The following is a 16,066-nucleotide window of genomic DNA, read 5'->3' as shown; positions in this document are numbered from 1 at the left end:
TCACCATTAACCGTTTCAGCCGCACCGCCTTCCTTGAGCCATCGCCGTTCTGGTGGTATGGTTTAGCGTTTTTGAAAAATTGAATCGACTTTTGAGGGGATTTTCGTAATGCGTATTATTCTGCTTGGCGCTCCGGGCGCGGGTAAAGGAACTCAGGCTCAGTTCATCATGGAGAAATACGGTATTCCGCAAATCTCCACCGGCGATATGCTGCGCGCGGCGGTAAAATCCGGCTCTGAGCTCGGTAAGCAAGCGAAAGACATTATGGACGCCGGCAAGCTGGTAACCGATGAGTTGGTCATCGCGCTGGTGAAAGAGCGTATCGCCCAGGAAGATTGCCGTAACGGCTTCCTGCTGGACGGCTTCCCGCGCACCATTCCGCAGGCTGACGCCATGAAAGAAGCGGGTATTACCGTTGATTACGTGCTGGAATTCGACGTGCCGGACGAACTGATCGTCGACCGCATCGTTGGCCGTCGCGTTCATGCGGCATCCGGTCGCGTATACCACATCAAATTCAATCCGCCGAAGGTGGAAGGCAAAGACGACGTGACCGGCGAAGAGCTGACCACCCGTAAAGACGACCAGGAAGAGACCGTGCGTAAGCGCCTGGTGGAATACCATCAGATGACAGCGCCGCTGATCGGCTACTACACCAAAGAAGCGCAGGCGGGCAACACCAAATATGCCAAAGTCGACGGCACCAAAGCGGTAGCTGACGTGCGCGCTGAACTGGAAAAAATCCTCGGCTGATAAAGCCTTTTCTCATCCTGCTGCGGCAGGATGAGAACTCCTCTCATTTCTACCTTTTGCTATGATTGGTTCCGTTTAGCGCCATTTCAGCTACAATTGGCTGCGATTCAAATGGTTAAGAGGCGGTAATGCATCAGACGAAAACAGGTATCTTGCTGGCCAATTTAGGCACTCCCGATGCGCCCACCCCCGGTGCGGTGAAGCGCTATCTGCGACAATTCCTCAGCGACAAACGGGTGGTGGATACATCTCGTCTGCTATGGTGGCCGCTGCTGCGTGGCGTCATACTGCCGATTCGCTCCCCGCGCGTGGCGAAGCTCTATCAGTCCGTGTGGATGGAGGAGGGATCGCCGCTGATGGTATACAGCCGTCGCCAGCAGCAGGCGCTGGCCGCCAGGCTGCCGGATACGCCGGTGGCGCTGGGCATGAGCTATGGTTCGCCGTCGCTGGCCAGCGCGGTGGATGATTTACTGGCGCAGGGGGTGGGACACATCGTGGTGCTGCCGCTGTACCCACAATATTCCTGTTCGACGGTGGCCGCCGTCTGGGATGAGCTGGCGCGGATCCTTGCGAAAAAGCGCGCTATTCCGGGTATCTCGTTTATTCGCGACTATGCCGATCACCCGGACTATATCCATGCGCTGGCGGCCAGCGTGCGCGCCTCCTTCGCGGTGCACGGGGAACCCGATCTGCTGCTGCTCTCCTACCATGGGATCCCGCAGCGCTATGCCAACCAGGGCGATGATTATCCCCAGCGCTGTCGCGATACCACGCGGGAACTGGTTTCCGCGCTGGGGCTGCCGCCGGAGCGGGTGATGATGACCTTCCAGTCGCGCTTTGGCCGGGAACCCTGGCTGACGCCGTACACCGATGAGACGCTGAAGATGCTTGGCGAGCAGGGGACGAAGCATATTCAGGTGCTGTGCCCGGGGTTTGCCGCCGACTGTCTCGAGACGCTGGAAGAGATTGCCGTTCAGAACCGGGAAGTTTTCCTCGAAGCGGGTGGCGAGCAGTATGAATATATTCCGGCGCTAAATGCGGATGTGGCGCATATTGAGATGATGGTCAACCTGACGGCGCCTTATCGCTGATCGCGCGCAGGGCGGGGAATATGCTACTATTTCCCGCTTGTTCCCTGTTATTTAAGCGCCACTATGAAATTTCCCGGTAAACGCAAATCCAAACACTATTTTCCCGTCAACGCCCGCGACCCGCTGCTGCAGCAAATTCAGCCGGAGAATGAATCCAGCATCTCCTGGGTGGTCGGTATCGACCAGACGCTGGTGGATATCGAAGCGAAAGTGGATGAAGCGTTTATCGTACGCTATGGTCTGAGCGCGGGCCACTCGCTGGTGATTGAAGATGACGTCGCCGAGGCGCTGTACCAGGAGCTGGTACGCAATAATCTCATTACCCATCAGTTTGCCGGCGGCACCATCGGCAATACCATGCACAACTACTCGGTGCTGGCGGACGATCGCTCGGTGCTGCTTGGCGTGATGTGCAGCAATATCGACATCGGCGGCTATGCCTATCGTTACCTGTGCAATACCTCCAGCCGCACCGATCTGAACTATCTGCAGGGCGTCGACGGCGCCATTGGCCGCTGTTTTACCCTGATCAGCGACAGCGGCGAGCGCACCTTCGCCATCAGCCCGGGTCACATGAACAAGCTGCGCCCGGAAAGCATTCCGGAAGCGGTGATCGCCGGCGCCTCGGCGCTGGTGCTCACCTCCTACCTGGTACGCTGCAAGCCGGGCGAGCCGATGCCAGACGCCACGATGAAAGCCATCGAGTACGCCAAAAAGCATGATGTGCCGGTGGTGTTAACTCTCGGAACTAAATACGTGATTGCCGATAACCCGGCGTGGTGGCAGCAGTTCCTGCAGGAGCATGTCTCGATTCTGGCGATGAATGAAGAAGAAGGGGAAGCCCTGACCGGTTTTGCCGATCCGCTGTCGGCGGCGGATAAAGCGCTGGACTGGGTCGACCTGGTGCTGTGCACTGCCGGCCCGGCGGGCCTGTATATGGCGGGCTTTACCGAAGAAGAGGCGAAGCGGAAAACCCAGCATCCGCTGCTGCCGGGGGCGATCCCGGAGTTTAACCAGTTTGAATTCAGCCGTGCGATGCGCCACCAGGATTGCGTTAATCCGCTGCGTATCTATTCACATATCGCCCCGTATATGGGCGGGCCTGAAAAAATCATGAATACCAACGGCGCTGGCGACGGCGCCCTGGCGGCGCTGCTGCATGACATCACCGCCAATAACTACCACCGCAATAACGTACCCAACTCCAGCAAGCACAAATGCAAATGGCTGACCTACTCCTCACTGGCGCAGGTGTGTAAATATGCCAACCGCGTGAGCTATCAGGTGCTGAACCAGCACTCGCCGCGTTTAACCCGCGGCCTGCCGGAGCGTGAGGACAGCCTGGAAGAGGCGTACTGGGATCGGTAAGCGCGCCCCTCTCCCGACGGGGAGAGGGCAGTACATCAGCCGGTGACCACTTCACCGGCCGGTGGCGTTTCCAAAAGCTGCAGCATGGCGCGGGCAATTTCCCGCTCGCCCATCACCACCTGATTAGCCCCGCGATCGATAATGTAGTCCACTTCATCATCGTAATGGGCGCGGGCGATGATCTCGATATTCGGGCATTTTTCCCGTGCGGAAGCGACAATCTCTCCGGCCTCGTAGCCGTTGGGGATAGTCAGCAGCAGCCAGCGGGCGCAGTCGAGATGCGCCAGTTCCATGATCTCTTCATTGGCGGCATTACCTAGCACCGCGCTGATCCCGCGCTCGCGTAACTCATCCACGCGGGTACGCGAGGTTTCAACCACCACCAGCGGGATCCCCTGGGCCATCAGCTTCTCGCCCAGCAGACTGCCGACGCGGCCGAAGCCAACCAGCAGCGCGTGGTTACAGATATCGACTGGCACCTGTTTCTCATCTTCCAGCACCTCTTCCAGCGTCTGCTCGTCGAGGGTTTCGGTTTTATCGAGATATTTTTCCAGCAGGGTAAACAGCACCGGGTTGAGCATAATCGAGATGATCGCCCCGGCCAGCACCAGGTTTTGTCCAGCCTGCGGCAGCAGGTTAAGCGCCATCCCCAGGCCGGCGAGAATAAAGGCAAACTCACCAATCTGCGCCAGGCTGGCGGCAATGGTCAATGCGGTACGCGGCGAATGACCAAACATACGCACGAGGAAAAAGGCGGCGGCGGATTTACCAAAGATAATAATCGCCAGTGTCGCCAGCACCGCCAGCGGCTGCTGCACCAGCACCATCGGGTCAAACAGCATGCCGACGGAGACAAAGAACAGCACCGCGAAGGCGTCGCGCAGCGGCAGGGTGTCATGGGCGGCGCGGTGGCTCAGCTCAGATTCGTTAAGCACCATGCCGGCGAAGAAGGCGCCAAGGGCGAAGGAGACATCAAACAGCTCCACGGCGCCGAAGGCGATGCCCAGCGCCAGGGCCAGCACCGACAGGGTGAACAGCTCGCGTGATCCGGTGGCGGCGCTGCGCGACATGATCCACGGCACCAACCGGCGACCGACCAGCATCATGATGGCGATAAAGGCCACCACTTTACCAATGGTGATCCCGAGGTCGAGGGCCAGAGAGGCGAAGCCAACGTCACCTTTCTCCGTCATCCCGGCAATCGCTGGCAGCAGGACCAGCGTCAGGACCATCACCAGGTCTTCTACAATCAGCCAGCCAATGGCAATCTGCCCGCGCTGACTGTCAATAAGCTGTCGCTCCTCGAGGGCACGCAGTAGCACCACGGTACTGGCGGTGGAGAGACACAGGCCAAAGACGATGCCGGTCATCAGCGACCAGCCAAGGGCGGCGGAGAGTGCCATACCCAACAGCGTCGCCACGGCTATCTGGGCGATGGCCCCGGGAATGGCGATCGACTTTACCGCCATCAGATCTTTCAGGGAAAAATGCAGCCCGACGCCGAACATCAGCAGGATCACGCCGAGTTCTGCCAGTTCAGGAGCCAGTTTGGTATCAGCAACAAAGCCAGGGGTGAAAGGTCCGGCCAGCACGCCCGCTAAGAGATATCCCACCAGAGGAGAAATACGTAGCTTATTGGCAATCATGCCGAGAATAAAGGCGAGCACGAGGCCGCCGACAATGGTGGTGATAAGCGGTGTTGCGTGGTGCATTCCGTCTCCTTTCCAGTGGTGTATCGGTCCATTTTGCTACCCTATCCGGGTAATAGTTTATGACAAAAACGTTCACTTTGTTTATGAATAATTCTTGAATTGTGCAAAAAAATGGAATTAACCGGCCAAAAGGCACAGAAGGGAAAATCGCGGAGGGAATGCGCGCATCAGGCTGATGGCGCAAGGGATAACGGCGGCCAGCGTTGCACTTTGGCCGCCGGATAATCAGGCTTTTTGCCGGTTATCAGGAAGAAATATCGTCAGGAAACCCAGCAGCGGCAGGAAGGCACAGATTTTATACACCAGATCGATACTGGTATGGTCCGCCAGCAGGCCCAGCACCGCGGCGCCAAGGCCACCCATGCCAAAGGCGAAGCCGAAGAACAGGCCAGAAACCATGCCGATTCGACCCGGCAGCAGCTCCTGCGCATAGACCAGGATAGCGGAAAAGGCCGAGGCGAGGATAAAACCAATAATCACCGTTAAAATCCCCGTCCATTCAAGGCTGGCGTAGGGTAAAACGAGGGTAAACGGCGCCACACCGAGGATAGAGCCCCAAATCACATATTTACGTCCAATTTTATCGCCAACTGGCCCGCCGATTACCGTCCCGGCGGCAACCGCGAACAGGAAGGCAAACAGATGAAGCTGGGCATTTTGCACCGATAATCCGAACTTATGCATCAGATAAAAGGTGTAATAGCTGCTAATGCTCGCCATATAGAAATATTTCGAGAAAATCAGCATCAGCAGAATACCTACCGCCAGAATCACCTTATTGCGCGGCAGCGGATTAACGATCAGCGGCTTCGGTTTGCCTTTATTCATCCGGTGCTGTGCGGCATACCAGCGGCTGATTTGCGACAGCACCACAATAGCCAGCAGGGCGGCCAGCACGAACCAGGCGACGTTGCCTTTGCCATAGGGGGCGATAATTACCGCCGCCAGCAATGGACCAAGCGAGCTGCCGAAGTTGCCGCCGACCTGGAACAGCGACTGGGCCAGGCCGTGACGGCCGCCAGAGGCCATCCGCGCCACGCGGGATGATTCCGGATGGAAAACCGAGGAGCCGGTACCCACCAGCGCGGCAGCCAGCAGCACCATGCCGAAACTCCCGGCCAGCGCCAGCAGAATCAAACCGCAGAGGGTGAAGCACATGCCCACCGGCAGGGACCACGGCATTGAGCGCTTATCGGTGATGTAACCAATCACCGGCTGGAATAGCGATGAGGTCAGCTGGAAGGTGAGGGTGATCATCCCGATCTGCACGAAGGTAAGGGAGAACTCCGCCTGCAGCAGCGGGTAAATCGCCAGGATGAGCGACTGGATCATATCGTTAAGCAAATGGGACAGGCTGATCGCGCCTAAGATGCCAAACGAGGTGCGTGCTTTTTGCGGCGGCGCAGCGGGGCCGGACAGGGGTTGAGCGGTCTGATTGATTGCCATAGGTTCACGTCACTTTTTTATATAGCTTTCGTCATTTTTACGCCATGGCGACGACCCTGATTTTCCCGGCTACTACATGGGAAATATAACCAACGGGCTGACGCAATGCCATACAACGCGAAGGCGTATAGAGGATGCAGGTGGAATTATTATCCGACTAACATACCTGTCCTTAGGGGTTGAAGGAAGTCGCAATTCTGAAAACATATTTGTCAACGCGACTAACTCGCTATACTTTCGGCACTTGGGATTAAGTCAGGGAGTGAAGCATGCAGTATTTTAAACATCGCGTAGCGCTGGCGTTATTTGCCGCCTTATCGCTGGGCAGCCTGTCCGCACAGGCCTATGAGCAGGATAAAACCTATAAAATTACCATCCTGCACACCAACGATCATCACGGCCATTTCTGGCGCAATGACTACGGCGAATATGGTCTGGCGGCGCAGAAAACGTTGGTCGATGGCATCCGGAAAGAAGTGGCGGCGGAAGGGGGGAGCGTCCTGCTGTTATCCGGCGGCGATATTAATACCGGCGTGCCGGAGTCTGATTTACAGGATGCAGAGCCCGATTTTCGCGGCATGAACCTGATCGGCTACGACGCAATGGCGGTGGGGAACCATGAATTTGATAATCCGCTGAGCGTGCTGCGCCAGCAGGAAAAGTGGGCGAAGTTCCCGTTCCTGTCGGCCAATATTTATCAGAAAAGCACCGGCGAACGGCTGTTCAAACCCTGGGCGCTGTTTAAGCGCGGCGGGCTGAAAATCGCGGTGATTGGCTTAACCACCGACGATACGGCCAAGATTGGCAATCCGGAATATTTCACCGATATCGAATTCCGCAAACCGGCGGAAGAGGCGAAGCTGGTGATCCAGGAGCTGCAGCAGAATGAAAAGCCGGACGTGATCCTGGCCACCACCCATATGGGCCATTACGACAATGGCAACCACGGCTCTAACGCGCCGGGCGACGTTGAAATGGCGCGGAGTTTACCTGCGGGATCGCTGGCGATGATCGTCGGCGGTCACTCGCAGGATCCGGTATGCATGGCGTCGGAAAATAAAAAGCAGGTCGATTATGTGCCAGGCACCCCGTGCGCGCCGGATCGTCAGAACGGCATCTGGATCGTCCAGGCGCATGAGTGGGGCAAATACGTCGGCCGCGCCGATTTTGAGTTCCGCAACGGCGAGATGAAGCTGGTGCATTATCAGCTGATCCCGGTGAACCTGAAGAAAAAAGTGACTTACGATAACGGCCAAAGCGAGCGGGTGCTGTATACGCCGCAGATCGCGGAGAACCCGCAGATGATGTCGCTGCTGACGCCATTCCAGAACAAAGGCAAAGCGCAACTGCAGGTCAAAATCGGTAGCGTGAATGGTCATCTGGAGGGCGACCGCAGTAAAGTGCGCTTTGTGCAGACCAATATGGGCCACCTGCTGCTGGCGGCGCAGATGGCGCGCAGCAACGCGGATTTCGCGGTGATGAGCGGCGGTGGGATCCGCGACTCCATCGAGGCGGGGGATATCACCTATAAGGATGTGATGAAGGTCCAGCCGTTCGGCAATGTGCTGACCTATGTCGATATGAGCGGCAAGGAGGTGGTGGATTACCTGACCGCCGTCGCGCAGATGAAGCCGGATTCCGGCGCCTATCCGCAGTTTGCCAACGTCAGCTTTGTAGCCAAAGATGGCAAACTGAACGATCTGAAAATCAAAGGCGAACCGGTGGATCCGGCGAAGACCTACCGGATGGCGACGCTGAGCTTTAACGCTACCGGCGGCGATGGCTATCCGAACATTGCCGATAAACCCGGGTATGTGAATACCGGCTTTATCGATGCCGAAGTGCTGAAAGAGTATATCGAGAAGAACTCGCCGCTGGATGCGGTAGCCTACGAGCCGAAAGGCGAGGTGAGCTGGCAGTAAGCCTGGGTTTCAGGTTGGCTATTTCCCCGGTGGCGCTGCGCTTACCGGGGCTACGAGTTGGGTAGCCCGGATAAGGCGCGTGCGCCGCTATCCGGGATGGTGTGCTCAATCGCGGCGGGCGATATCGGCGAACTTCGCGTCCAGAAGCTGCGCCAGATCGCTGGCCGCCAGCTCAATATCCAGACCGCGTTTGCCGCCGGAAATATAGATGGTGGCAAATTCCTGCGCCGGGGCGTCAATCACCGTCGGCAGGCGCTTCTTCTGCCCCAGCGGACTGATGCCGCCCACCAGATAGCCGGTGATACGCTGCGCCACCATCGGGTCGGCCATGTCGACTTTCTTGGCGCCCAGCGCTTTCGCCACTTTCTTCAAATCCAGCTGCCCGGCGACCGGGGTGACGGCGACCGCCAGATGCTTCATATCGCCGTTAACGGCGACCAGCAGGGTCTTGTAAACCTGGTCGGCATTGAGGCCGAGCTTGCGCACCACTTCATCTCCGAAGTTGGTCTCATTGGGATCGTGATCGTAACTGTGGATCTGAAAGGGGATTTTGTTTTTTTCGAGTAATTTAACGGCGGGAGTCATAGCTATCCTTCTTACCAACCGGTTTTGCGTGACGTCAGAATACGCCCGCAGGTTGTCTAAAAAATAGTACCATCTTGCGCAATAGTGTTGGCAGTGATGGTCACTTTGAGCGACAATCAGACGATCCGGGATGCAAATCCCGGGATAATAATAATGATGAAATTCCTCTTTGACGGGCCAATAGCAATATTGGCCATTTTTTTAGGTCAGCATATCCGGCAGATTCCCTTCGCCATACAGGTGCAGCGCGCCGACGGCAACCACGTAGCGCCCCGGCGGCAAGGCCAGCAGCGTCTCGCGCCAGGCGAGATTGCGCTGGTGCATCAGCACATCATACAAAGACTGGCTAAAGGTCGTCGGCAGCGATACCGCGCCGCGCGATGGCGGTTGCTCCAGCCACCAGCCGATCATCACCTGCAGTAAACGGGCGTTGGTGCGCCAGTGGGTCAGCGTATCCTCCAGCAGCGCCATCCCCCCGTCGGGCAGATCGCGCAGCAGCGCGATTTGGCTGTCGGCGCCTTCCAGCTCCATCACCGTTATGTTGCTCTCGCGGGCGGCCATCAGCAACTGATAATCGATGCCGTAATCCGGCCGCAGTCCCAGCTTCTGCGCCTGGGTGGCTTGTAGCACCATCGCCACCTGCCACAGCGGCTGGCTGTCGAACAGCCCGACCGACAGGCCCAGCTCGCCGGCTCGCGCCTCTAGCTCGCTCAACTGCGCATCGCTCAGACGTTCTGCCAGCGGCGGGTAAGAGGGAAGGTTGCTAAACGGGGTTTCATTGCCGCTGATATCGGCCTCGACGATTAACGCATCGGCCTGGCGTATTTTTTTCAGAAGCTTCGCTGGCGGCGGCGCCATGTCGCGGGTGCCCATATGGATGCTGCCGACGAGGTGCAAATAGCGTTCGCCGGGCAGGACGATATCCATCGCAGGCCAGGAATAAGACGAGCCGACGGCGGCTCGCCACAGCATTTTTATCCGGTTTAACAGGCCCATACGCGCTCCGAAGTGTGAGGACTTCATGCTAGCGCATATGGTGATACACGTCACCCTTCCGGCGGGCTTTTCTTGTGTCAGCAAAAAACGGGCGCCGAACAACGTCAGCGCCCGTTTCATCTGACGGCGTTTACTCTTTTGGTTTAAAGCGCAGCAGGCGGTTGGCGTTACTCACCACGGTGATCGACGACAGCGCCATCGCCGCGCCGGCGACCACCGGATTGAGCAGGGTGCCGGTCAGCGGCCAGAGGATCCCGGCTGCAATCGGGATACCCAGCGAGTTGTAGACAAACGCGCCCAGCAGGTTCTGCTTCATATTGCGTAAGGTCGCCTTCGAAATCGCCAGCGCATCGGCCACGCCGTGAAGACTATGGCGCATCAGGGTGATCGCCGCGGTTTCAATAGCGACATCGCTGCCGCCGCCCATGGCGATCCCGACATCGGCCTGGGCCAGCGCCGGAGCGTCGTTAATGCCGTCGCCAACCATCGCCACTTTGTGCCCCTGGCTCTGCAGTCGTTTAATGGCATCGGCTTTACCGTCCGGCAGCACGCCAGCGATCACTTCATCAATGCCGGCTTCTTTGGCGATGGCCTTCGCGGTGGTGGGATTATCCCCGGTAAGCATCACCAGCCGGTAGCCCTGCCGATGCAGGCGGGCCAGGGCGTCGACGCTGTCTTCGCGCAGCGGGTCACGGATGGCGAACAGCGCGGCCGCCTGACCATCCACCGCCAGCAGCACCGGCGTGGCGCCGCGCGAGGCCTGCGCCGTCATCTCGCTTTCTATATCGCCGGTGGCGATATGCTGCTCGTTGAGCAGCGCCTGGTTGCCGAGCAGCAGGCGATGACCTTCCGCTTCGCCGCTGACGCCAAGGCCGCGCAGGGTGCGGAAGCCGCTCACTTCCGGCAACGAACTGTCGGCGGCTTTATCGAGGATCGCTCGCGCCAGCGGATGACTTGAGCCCTGCTCCAGCGCGGCGGCAAGACGCAGCGCGGTATGCTCATCAACGCCAGCGAAAGTTTTCACCGCCACCACCTGCGGCTTGCCTTCGGTCAGGGTGCCGGTTTTATCGAACACCAGGGTGTCGAGCTCGCTGGCGCGCTGCAGGGCATCGGCGTCGCGTACCAGCACACCATACTCTGCCGCCCGGCCAACACCGGAAATAATCGACATCGGCGTCGCCAGGCCTAAGGCACATGGACAGGCGATAATCAGTACCGTGGTGGCAATGACCAGGGTATAGACGATCTGCGGCGCCGGGCCGAAGAAGTACCAGATCGCGGCGCTGATCAGCGCAATGGCGACTACCGCCGGAACAAATACGGCGGAGATTTTATCCGCCAGCTGGCCGATCTCCGGCTTGCTGCTCTGCGCCTGGCGCACCATACGGATAATTCTTGCCAGCGTGGTCTGGCTGCCGACGGCGCTGGCGGTGAACAGCACGCTGCCGTCCTGCACCACGGTGCCGGCGTGAATGGCATCGCCATCGCCTTTTTGCTGCGGCACCGGTTCGCCGGTGAGCATCGCTTCATCAAACCAGGCTTCGCCCTGGCTTATCACGCCGTCAACCGGAACGCGGTCGCCGGTGGTCAGGCGCAGCGTCATACCCGCCTGAACTTCCGCGAGCGGCAGATCCTTTTCCCCCTCAGGGGTCACCACGCGGGCTGAAGGCGGCGTCAGATCGAGCAGTTTCTCCAGCGCTTTCGAGGAGCGCTGGCGGGCGCGGGCCTCCAGCATATGGCCGAGGTTAATCAGGCCGATAATCATCGCGCTGGCTTCGTAATACAGATGCCGGGCTTCCATCGGAAACCACTGCGGCCACAGGTTGACGCTCATCGAGTACAGCCAGGCGACGCCGGTGCCGAGCGCCACGAGCGTATCCATGGTGGCGGTGCCATTTTTCAGGCTTTTCCACGCGCTGCGGTAGAAGTGGCCGCCGGCAAAGACCATGACAGCGAGGGTGACAAGGCCGATAACCAGCCACAGCGAACGGTTGTCATCGCTGACCATCATGTTATCGCCGATCATCCCCCAGACCATCACCGGCACGCCGACCAGCAGGGCGACAATCGCCTGCCAGCGAAAACGCTTCATCGTAGCAATAGCGGTTTCCTGCTGGCGTTCGCGGCGTTGCAGATCGTCTTCGATCGCCTCCGCGCCATAGCCGGCTTTCTCCACCGCCTGCACTAATTCTGCGGCGGACGCACTGCCCATCACCAGCGCCGTGCGTTCCGCCAGGTTAACCCGCGCCTGTGAGACGCCCGGCACCGCGGCAAGCGCGTTTTGTACCCGGGAGACGCAGCTGGCGCAGCTCATGCCGTTGATCAGCAGCTGTTGACTGTCATCTTCGTCATGGGCTGCCGGAAGCTCAGGAGTGGCCGCTGTCAGTGCTTCCGACGGGATTGATGATTCTGCCAGCGGTTTAGCCTTTGGGTGGCTGAGCTCCGCGCCGTATCCGGCTTGTTTCACAGTTTCAATCAGCGCTTGCGCGCTGGCGCTGCCCGTGACATGGGCTTCAGTGAGGGTCACCTCGGCTTGCTCAACGTCAGGACGCTGTTCCAGACTCTCTTTCACGCGTTTGACGCAGTGGCCGCAGGAGAGGCCATCCAGCGTCAGGTCGATAGTGTTAGACATACAAAAACTCCTGAATAATTTTCCGGTCAACGATTGACCAGACCCACTCTTTCATCGAGTATTAAGAAGGTTAAACCTTCCAGCAAGGGGAAGGTCAAGGAGAAAAAATGAATATCAGCGATGTGGCGAAAAAAACCGGTTTAACCAGCAAAGCGATTCGTTTTTACGAAGAGAAGGGGCTGGTGACGCCGCCGTTGCGGAGCGAAAACGGCTACCGCACCTACAGTCAGCAGCATCTCGATGAGCTGACGCTGCTGCGCCAGGCGCGGCAGGTGGGGTTTAACCTGGAAGAGTGCCGCGAGCTGGTGGCCTTGTTCAACGACCCGTCGCGGCACAGCGCCGATGTGAAAAAACGCACGCTGGAGAAAGTGGCGGATATCGAGAACCATATCCGCGAGCTGCAAAATATGCGCGCGCACCTGCTGGCGCTGGCCGAATCCTGCCCCGGCGACGACAGCGCGGAGTGCCCGATTATCGATAATCTTTCCGGCTGCTGCCATCGCAAGGCGCAGGCTTAACGGACGGCGGGTCTGATTCGTAGCGTAATCCCTTCTACGGCAATCACTTCAACCTTGCTGCCCGCCGCGAGGTCTTCATCGGCAATCACCGGCCAGGAGCTGTCGCCCACGCGTACATGGCCACGGCCGTTTACCAGCGGGGCATCCAGCGTCAGGCGGCGGCCCACCAGTTGCTGCCCGCGTTGGTTGAGCTGAGCATCGGCCGGACGCTGCGTTTTGACCCGCTTGCGCAGCCATTTCGACCACAGCCACGCCGCCAGCAGGGTGAGAACGGCAAACAGCGTCCCTTGCCATTCCCAGCTCAGCGGCAGGAGCCAGGTCAGGGCGCCGGTCACCACGCCAGCGACGCCGCTCCACAGCAGATAGCCGCTGCCGCCAAGCATCTCGGCCGCCAGCAGCAGCCCGCCCAGGCTTAACCAGAACAGATGCGGATGGGCGAAGATCATGTCGATCATGATTTTTTCCGATCGCCAGCGCCTTCTTTGATCAGCTCGCTGATCCCGGCGATCGATCCCATCAGGCTGCTGGCATCCAGCGGCATCAGCACCACTTTGCTGTTGTTAGCGGCGCCAATCTGCTGCAGCGCATCGGTGTACTTCTGCGCCACGAAGTAGTTGATCGCCTGAATATCGCCCGAGGCGATTGCCGAGGAGACCATCTGAGTGGCGCGGGCTTCCGCTTCGGCGGAACGTTCGCGAGCTTCGGCCTGCAGGAAAGCGGACTGCCGTTCCCCCTCGGCTTTGAGGATCTGCGACTGCTTTTCCCCTTCCGCTTTCAGAATTTCCGCCTGGCGGATCCCTTCCGCCTCCAGAATATAGGCACGCTTGGTACGTTCGGCTTTCATCTGGGCGTTCATCGAGGCGATAAGCTCCGCCGGCGGGCGAACGTCGCGAATTTCGACGCGGGTGATTTTTACTCCCCACGGATTAGTGGCGTCGTCAACGATATGCAGCAGACGGGTGTTAATGCTGTCGCGTTGGGAGAGCATTTCGTCCAGCTCCATCGAGCCGAGCACGGTACGGATATTGGTCATCGTCAGGTTGACGATCGCCTGCTCAAGATTGCTGACCTCGTAGGCGGCCTTTGGCGCGTCAATCACCTGAATAAAGCAGACCGCGTCGATGGTGACGTTGGCGTTATCCCGGGAGATAACCTCCTGCGAGGGGATGTCGAGCACCTGCTCCATCATGTTCACTTTGCGGCCGATTCGGTCCATAAACGGCACGACTAAGCTTAATCCCGGCTGCAGCGTCTGGGTAAAGCGCCCAAAACGTTCTACCGTCCACTGATAGCCTTGCGGGACAATTTTCACCGCCGCGGCCACAATGACCAGCGCGACGAAAATAAGGATAGGAATAAAAATCAGCATCAAAAACCTCCTGTCTTGTTGCCTGGTGGGGCGCTACAAGGAAATAGCGCATGTTTAAACTGAGTATATCTTTCTCCTCATCCTGGAGAAAGGAAAGTGGGGTAAACTAGCGGTGTTTCAGAAAATAATCAGGAAGACTCATGAAGGAAAATAACGCGCTTTTGCGTCTCGAGGGTGTGGGGTTTAAGACCGACGACGCAGTTATTTTACACAATATCACTCTTCAGCTCAGACCCGGAGAATTTAAGCTGATTACCGGGCCTTCCGGCTGCGGGAAAAGCACCTTGCTGAAGATTATCGCCTCGCTGCTCAGCCCAACCTCCGGACGCCTGTTTTTTGACGATGTGGATATCGCGACGCTGTCGCCGGAAACCTATCGTCAGCAGGTGTCTTACTGCGCGCAGACGCCGGCGCTGTTCGGTGATTCAGTCTACGATAACCTGATTTTTCCGTGGCAGATCCGCAACAAACAACCCGATCCGCAGGCGCTGGTGGCTGACCTGCAGCGCTTTGGCCTTGGCGAAAATATGCTGGAAAAGTCTATTAACGAACTGTCCGGCGGGGAAAAGCAGCGCGTATCGCTGATCCGCAATTTACAATTTCTGCCGCGCGTGCTGCTGCTGGACGAAATTACCAGCGCGCTGGATGAAAGTAATAAACAGAATGTGAATGACATTATTCATGGCTACGCGACGGAAAAACAGGTCGCTGTTCTGTGGGTCACCCACGATCGCAACGAAATTTCGCATGCCGATGAAGTGATTACGCTGCAACCTGCCGGCGGAAACATGCAGGAGGTACAGCATGAACGGGCATAACATTACGAACGAATCGCTGGCGCTGTCGATGGTGCTGGTGCTGATCGCTATTCTGGTCAGCTATCGGGAAAAACTGGCACTGGAAAAAGATATTATCTGGAGTATTTGCCGGGCGATCGTGCAGCTGATTATCGTCGGCTATGTGCTGAAATATATCTTTAACGTCAATCATGCGGTTCTGACGCTGTTGATGGTGCTGTTTATCTGCTTTAACGCGGCGTGGAATGCGAAGAAGCGCAGTAAATATATCGATAAAGCTTTTGTCTCGTCGTTTATCGCTATTACCACTGGCGCCGGACTAACGTTGGCGGTACTGGTCTTTTCGGGGTCGATCGCCTTCGTGCCGATGCAGGTGATCCCGATTGCCGGGATGGTGGCCGGGAACGCCATGGTGGCGGTGGGGCTGTGCTACAACAATATGGGCCAGCGCTTCAGCAGCGAGCAGCAGCAGATTCAGGAGAAGCTGAGCCTCGGCGCGACGCCGAAGATGGCTGCGGCGCGGCTGATTCGCGAGAGCATTCGCGCGTCATTGATTCCCACCGTCGATTCAGCGAAAACGGTCGGGCTGGTGAGCTTGCCTGGGATGATGTCGGGGCTAATTTTTGCCGGTATTGACCCGGTGAAGGCGATTAAGTACCAGATCATGGTGACCTTTATGCTGCTGTCGACCGCCAGCCTGTCGACGATTATCGCCGGCTATCTGACCTACCGGAAGTTCTTCAATGCCCGTCATCAGCTGGTGGTAACGCAGCTGAAAAAGCACCCATGAACGATACCGGGTTGCGGCGTTCACGCCTTACCCGGGCTACCACGGCGTGATCTGTAGCCCGGATAAGCGTAGCGCTATCCGGGTCAG

14 protein-coding genes are annotated in these 16,066 nt (G+C 58.1%); 7 read left to right on the top strand and 7 right to left on the bottom strand.

Translation table 11 applies throughout. The features are described from left to right. The first annotated feature begins 108 nt into the window (after positions 1 to 108). From adk to FHW76_RS08305, 3 genes are all read left to right on the top strand, one after another. On the top strand, positions 109 to 753 hold the full coding sequence (gene adk / locus FHW76_RS08315; protein ID WP_002892184.1) for an adenylate kinase: 645 nt from the start codon (positions 109 to 111) through the stop codon (positions 751 to 753). Between the two features lie 128 nt (positions 754 to 881). Next, positions 882 to 1,844, top strand: coding sequence for a ferrochelatase (gene hemH / locus FHW76_RS08310; protein WP_008805451.1), 963 nt, complete (start codon positions 882 to 884; stop codon positions 1,842 to 1,844). Positions 1,845 to 1,907: 63 nt separating this feature from the next. Beyond that, positions 1,908 to 3,212, top strand: coding sequence for an inosine/guanosine kinase (locus tag FHW76_RS08305; protein WP_032753773.1), 1,305 nt, complete (start codon positions 1,908 to 1,910; stop codon positions 3,210 to 3,212). 35 nt (positions 3,213 to 3,247) lie between these two features. On the opposite strand, the gene ybaL is transcribed toward FHW76_RS08305, so the two are convergent. Both ybaL and FHW76_RS08295 read right to left on the bottom strand, forming a co-directional pair. Then, positions 3,248 to 4,924 carry a YbaL family putative K(+) efflux transporter gene (ybaL, locus tag FHW76_RS08300; RefSeq protein WP_008805453.1) on the bottom strand — a complete coding sequence of 559 codons (1,677 nt, stop codon included), beginning with the start codon at positions 4,922 to 4,924 and terminating at the stop codon, positions 3,248 to 3,250. A 225-nt stretch (positions 4,925 to 5,149) separates the two neighbouring features. Beyond that, on the bottom strand, positions 5,150 to 6,370 hold the full coding sequence (locus FHW76_RS08295; protein ID WP_008805454.1) for an MFS transporter: 1,221 nt from the start codon (positions 6,368 to 6,370) through the stop codon (positions 5,150 to 5,152). 269 nt (positions 6,371 to 6,639) lie between these two features. Here FHW76_RS08295 and ushA point away from each other — a divergent pair, with 269 nt between their 5' ends. After that, positions 6,640 to 8,292 (top strand): bifunctional UDP-sugar hydrolase/5'-nucleotidase UshA, encoded by a 1,653-nt coding sequence (gene ushA / locus FHW76_RS08290; RefSeq protein WP_183476545.1) that lies wholly within the window; start codon positions 6,640 to 6,642, stop codon positions 8,290 to 8,292. A gap of 105 nt (positions 8,293 to 8,397) precedes the next feature. Here the strand turns inward: ushA and ybaK are convergent, their stop codons facing one another. The 3 genes from ybaK to copA all read right to left on the bottom strand — a co-directional run bounded on the left by ybaK (position 8,398) and on the right by copA (position 12,505). Further along, positions 8,398 to 8,877: a Cys-tRNA(Pro)/Cys-tRNA(Cys) deacylase YbaK gene (ybaK, locus tag FHW76_RS08285; RefSeq protein ID WP_004204728.1), complete on the bottom strand. Its 480-nt coding sequence runs from the start codon at positions 8,875 to 8,877 to the stop codon at positions 8,398 to 8,400. A 201-nt stretch (positions 8,878 to 9,078) separates the two neighbouring features. Beyond that, positions 9,079 to 9,873, bottom strand: a complete 795-nt coding sequence (locus FHW76_RS08280; RefSeq protein WP_008805456.1) for a TraB/GumN family protein — start codon at positions 9,871 to 9,873, stop codon at positions 9,079 to 9,081. A gap of 130 nt (positions 9,874 to 10,003) precedes the next feature. Beyond that, complete coding sequence (gene copA, locus FHW76_RS08275; protein WP_183476543.1) at positions 10,004 to 12,505, bottom strand: copper-exporting P-type ATPase CopA; 2,502 nt, start codon at positions 12,503 to 12,505, stop codon at positions 10,004 to 10,006. A gap of 107 nt (positions 12,506 to 12,612) precedes the next feature. On the opposite strand from copA, the gene cueR reads away from it, so the two are divergent. Then, on the top strand, positions 12,613 to 13,023 hold the full coding sequence (gene cueR, locus FHW76_RS08270; RefSeq protein WP_002892208.1) for a Cu(I)-responsive transcriptional regulator: 411 nt from the start codon (positions 12,613 to 12,615) through the stop codon (positions 13,021 to 13,023). On the opposite strand, the gene FHW76_RS08265 is transcribed toward cueR, so the two are convergent. Together FHW76_RS08265 and FHW76_RS08260 are read right to left on the bottom strand one after the other, a co-directional pair. Continuing rightward, on the bottom strand, positions 13,020 to 13,478 hold the full coding sequence (locus FHW76_RS08265; protein WP_008805458.1) for an NfeD family protein: 459 nt from the start codon (positions 13,476 to 13,478) through the stop codon (positions 13,020 to 13,022). The genes cueR and FHW76_RS08265 overlap by 4 nt on opposite strands. Further along, positions 13,475 to 14,392: an SPFH domain-containing protein gene (locus FHW76_RS08260; protein ID WP_023339672.1), complete on the bottom strand. Its 918-nt coding sequence runs from the start codon at positions 14,390 to 14,392 to the stop codon at positions 13,475 to 13,477. The genes FHW76_RS08265 and FHW76_RS08260 overlap by 4 nt, the downstream gene beginning before the upstream one ends. 140 nt (positions 14,393 to 14,532) lie before the next feature. Between FHW76_RS08260 and fetA the strand changes: the two genes are divergently transcribed. Both fetA and fetB read left to right on the top strand, forming a co-directional pair. Beyond that, the gene (fetA, locus tag FHW76_RS08255) at positions 14,533 to 15,210 is read left to right on the top strand and encodes an iron efflux ABC transporter ATP-binding subunit FetA (RefSeq protein WP_023322156.1); all 678 of its coding nucleotides are present in this window, start codon (positions 14,533 to 14,535) and stop codon (positions 15,208 to 15,210) included. Beyond that, a complete protein-coding gene (gene fetB, locus FHW76_RS08250; protein WP_008805460.1) occupies positions 15,197 to 15,979 on the top strand; it encodes an iron efflux ABC transporter permease subunit FetB in 783 nt (260 codons plus the stop codon). Before fetA ends, fetB begins: the two co-directional genes overlap by 14 nt. Positions 15,980 to 16,066: the final 87 nt, after the last annotated feature.

It is taken from the genome of Klebsiella sp. RC2 (assembly GCF_014192815.1).
GTDB lineage: Bacteria > Pseudomonadota > Gammaproteobacteria > Enterobacterales > Enterobacteriaceae > Klebsiella > Klebsiella variicola.
Note: the sequence above shows the minus strand (reverse complement) of the source record. Positions and strands in the feature narration are given on the sequence as shown.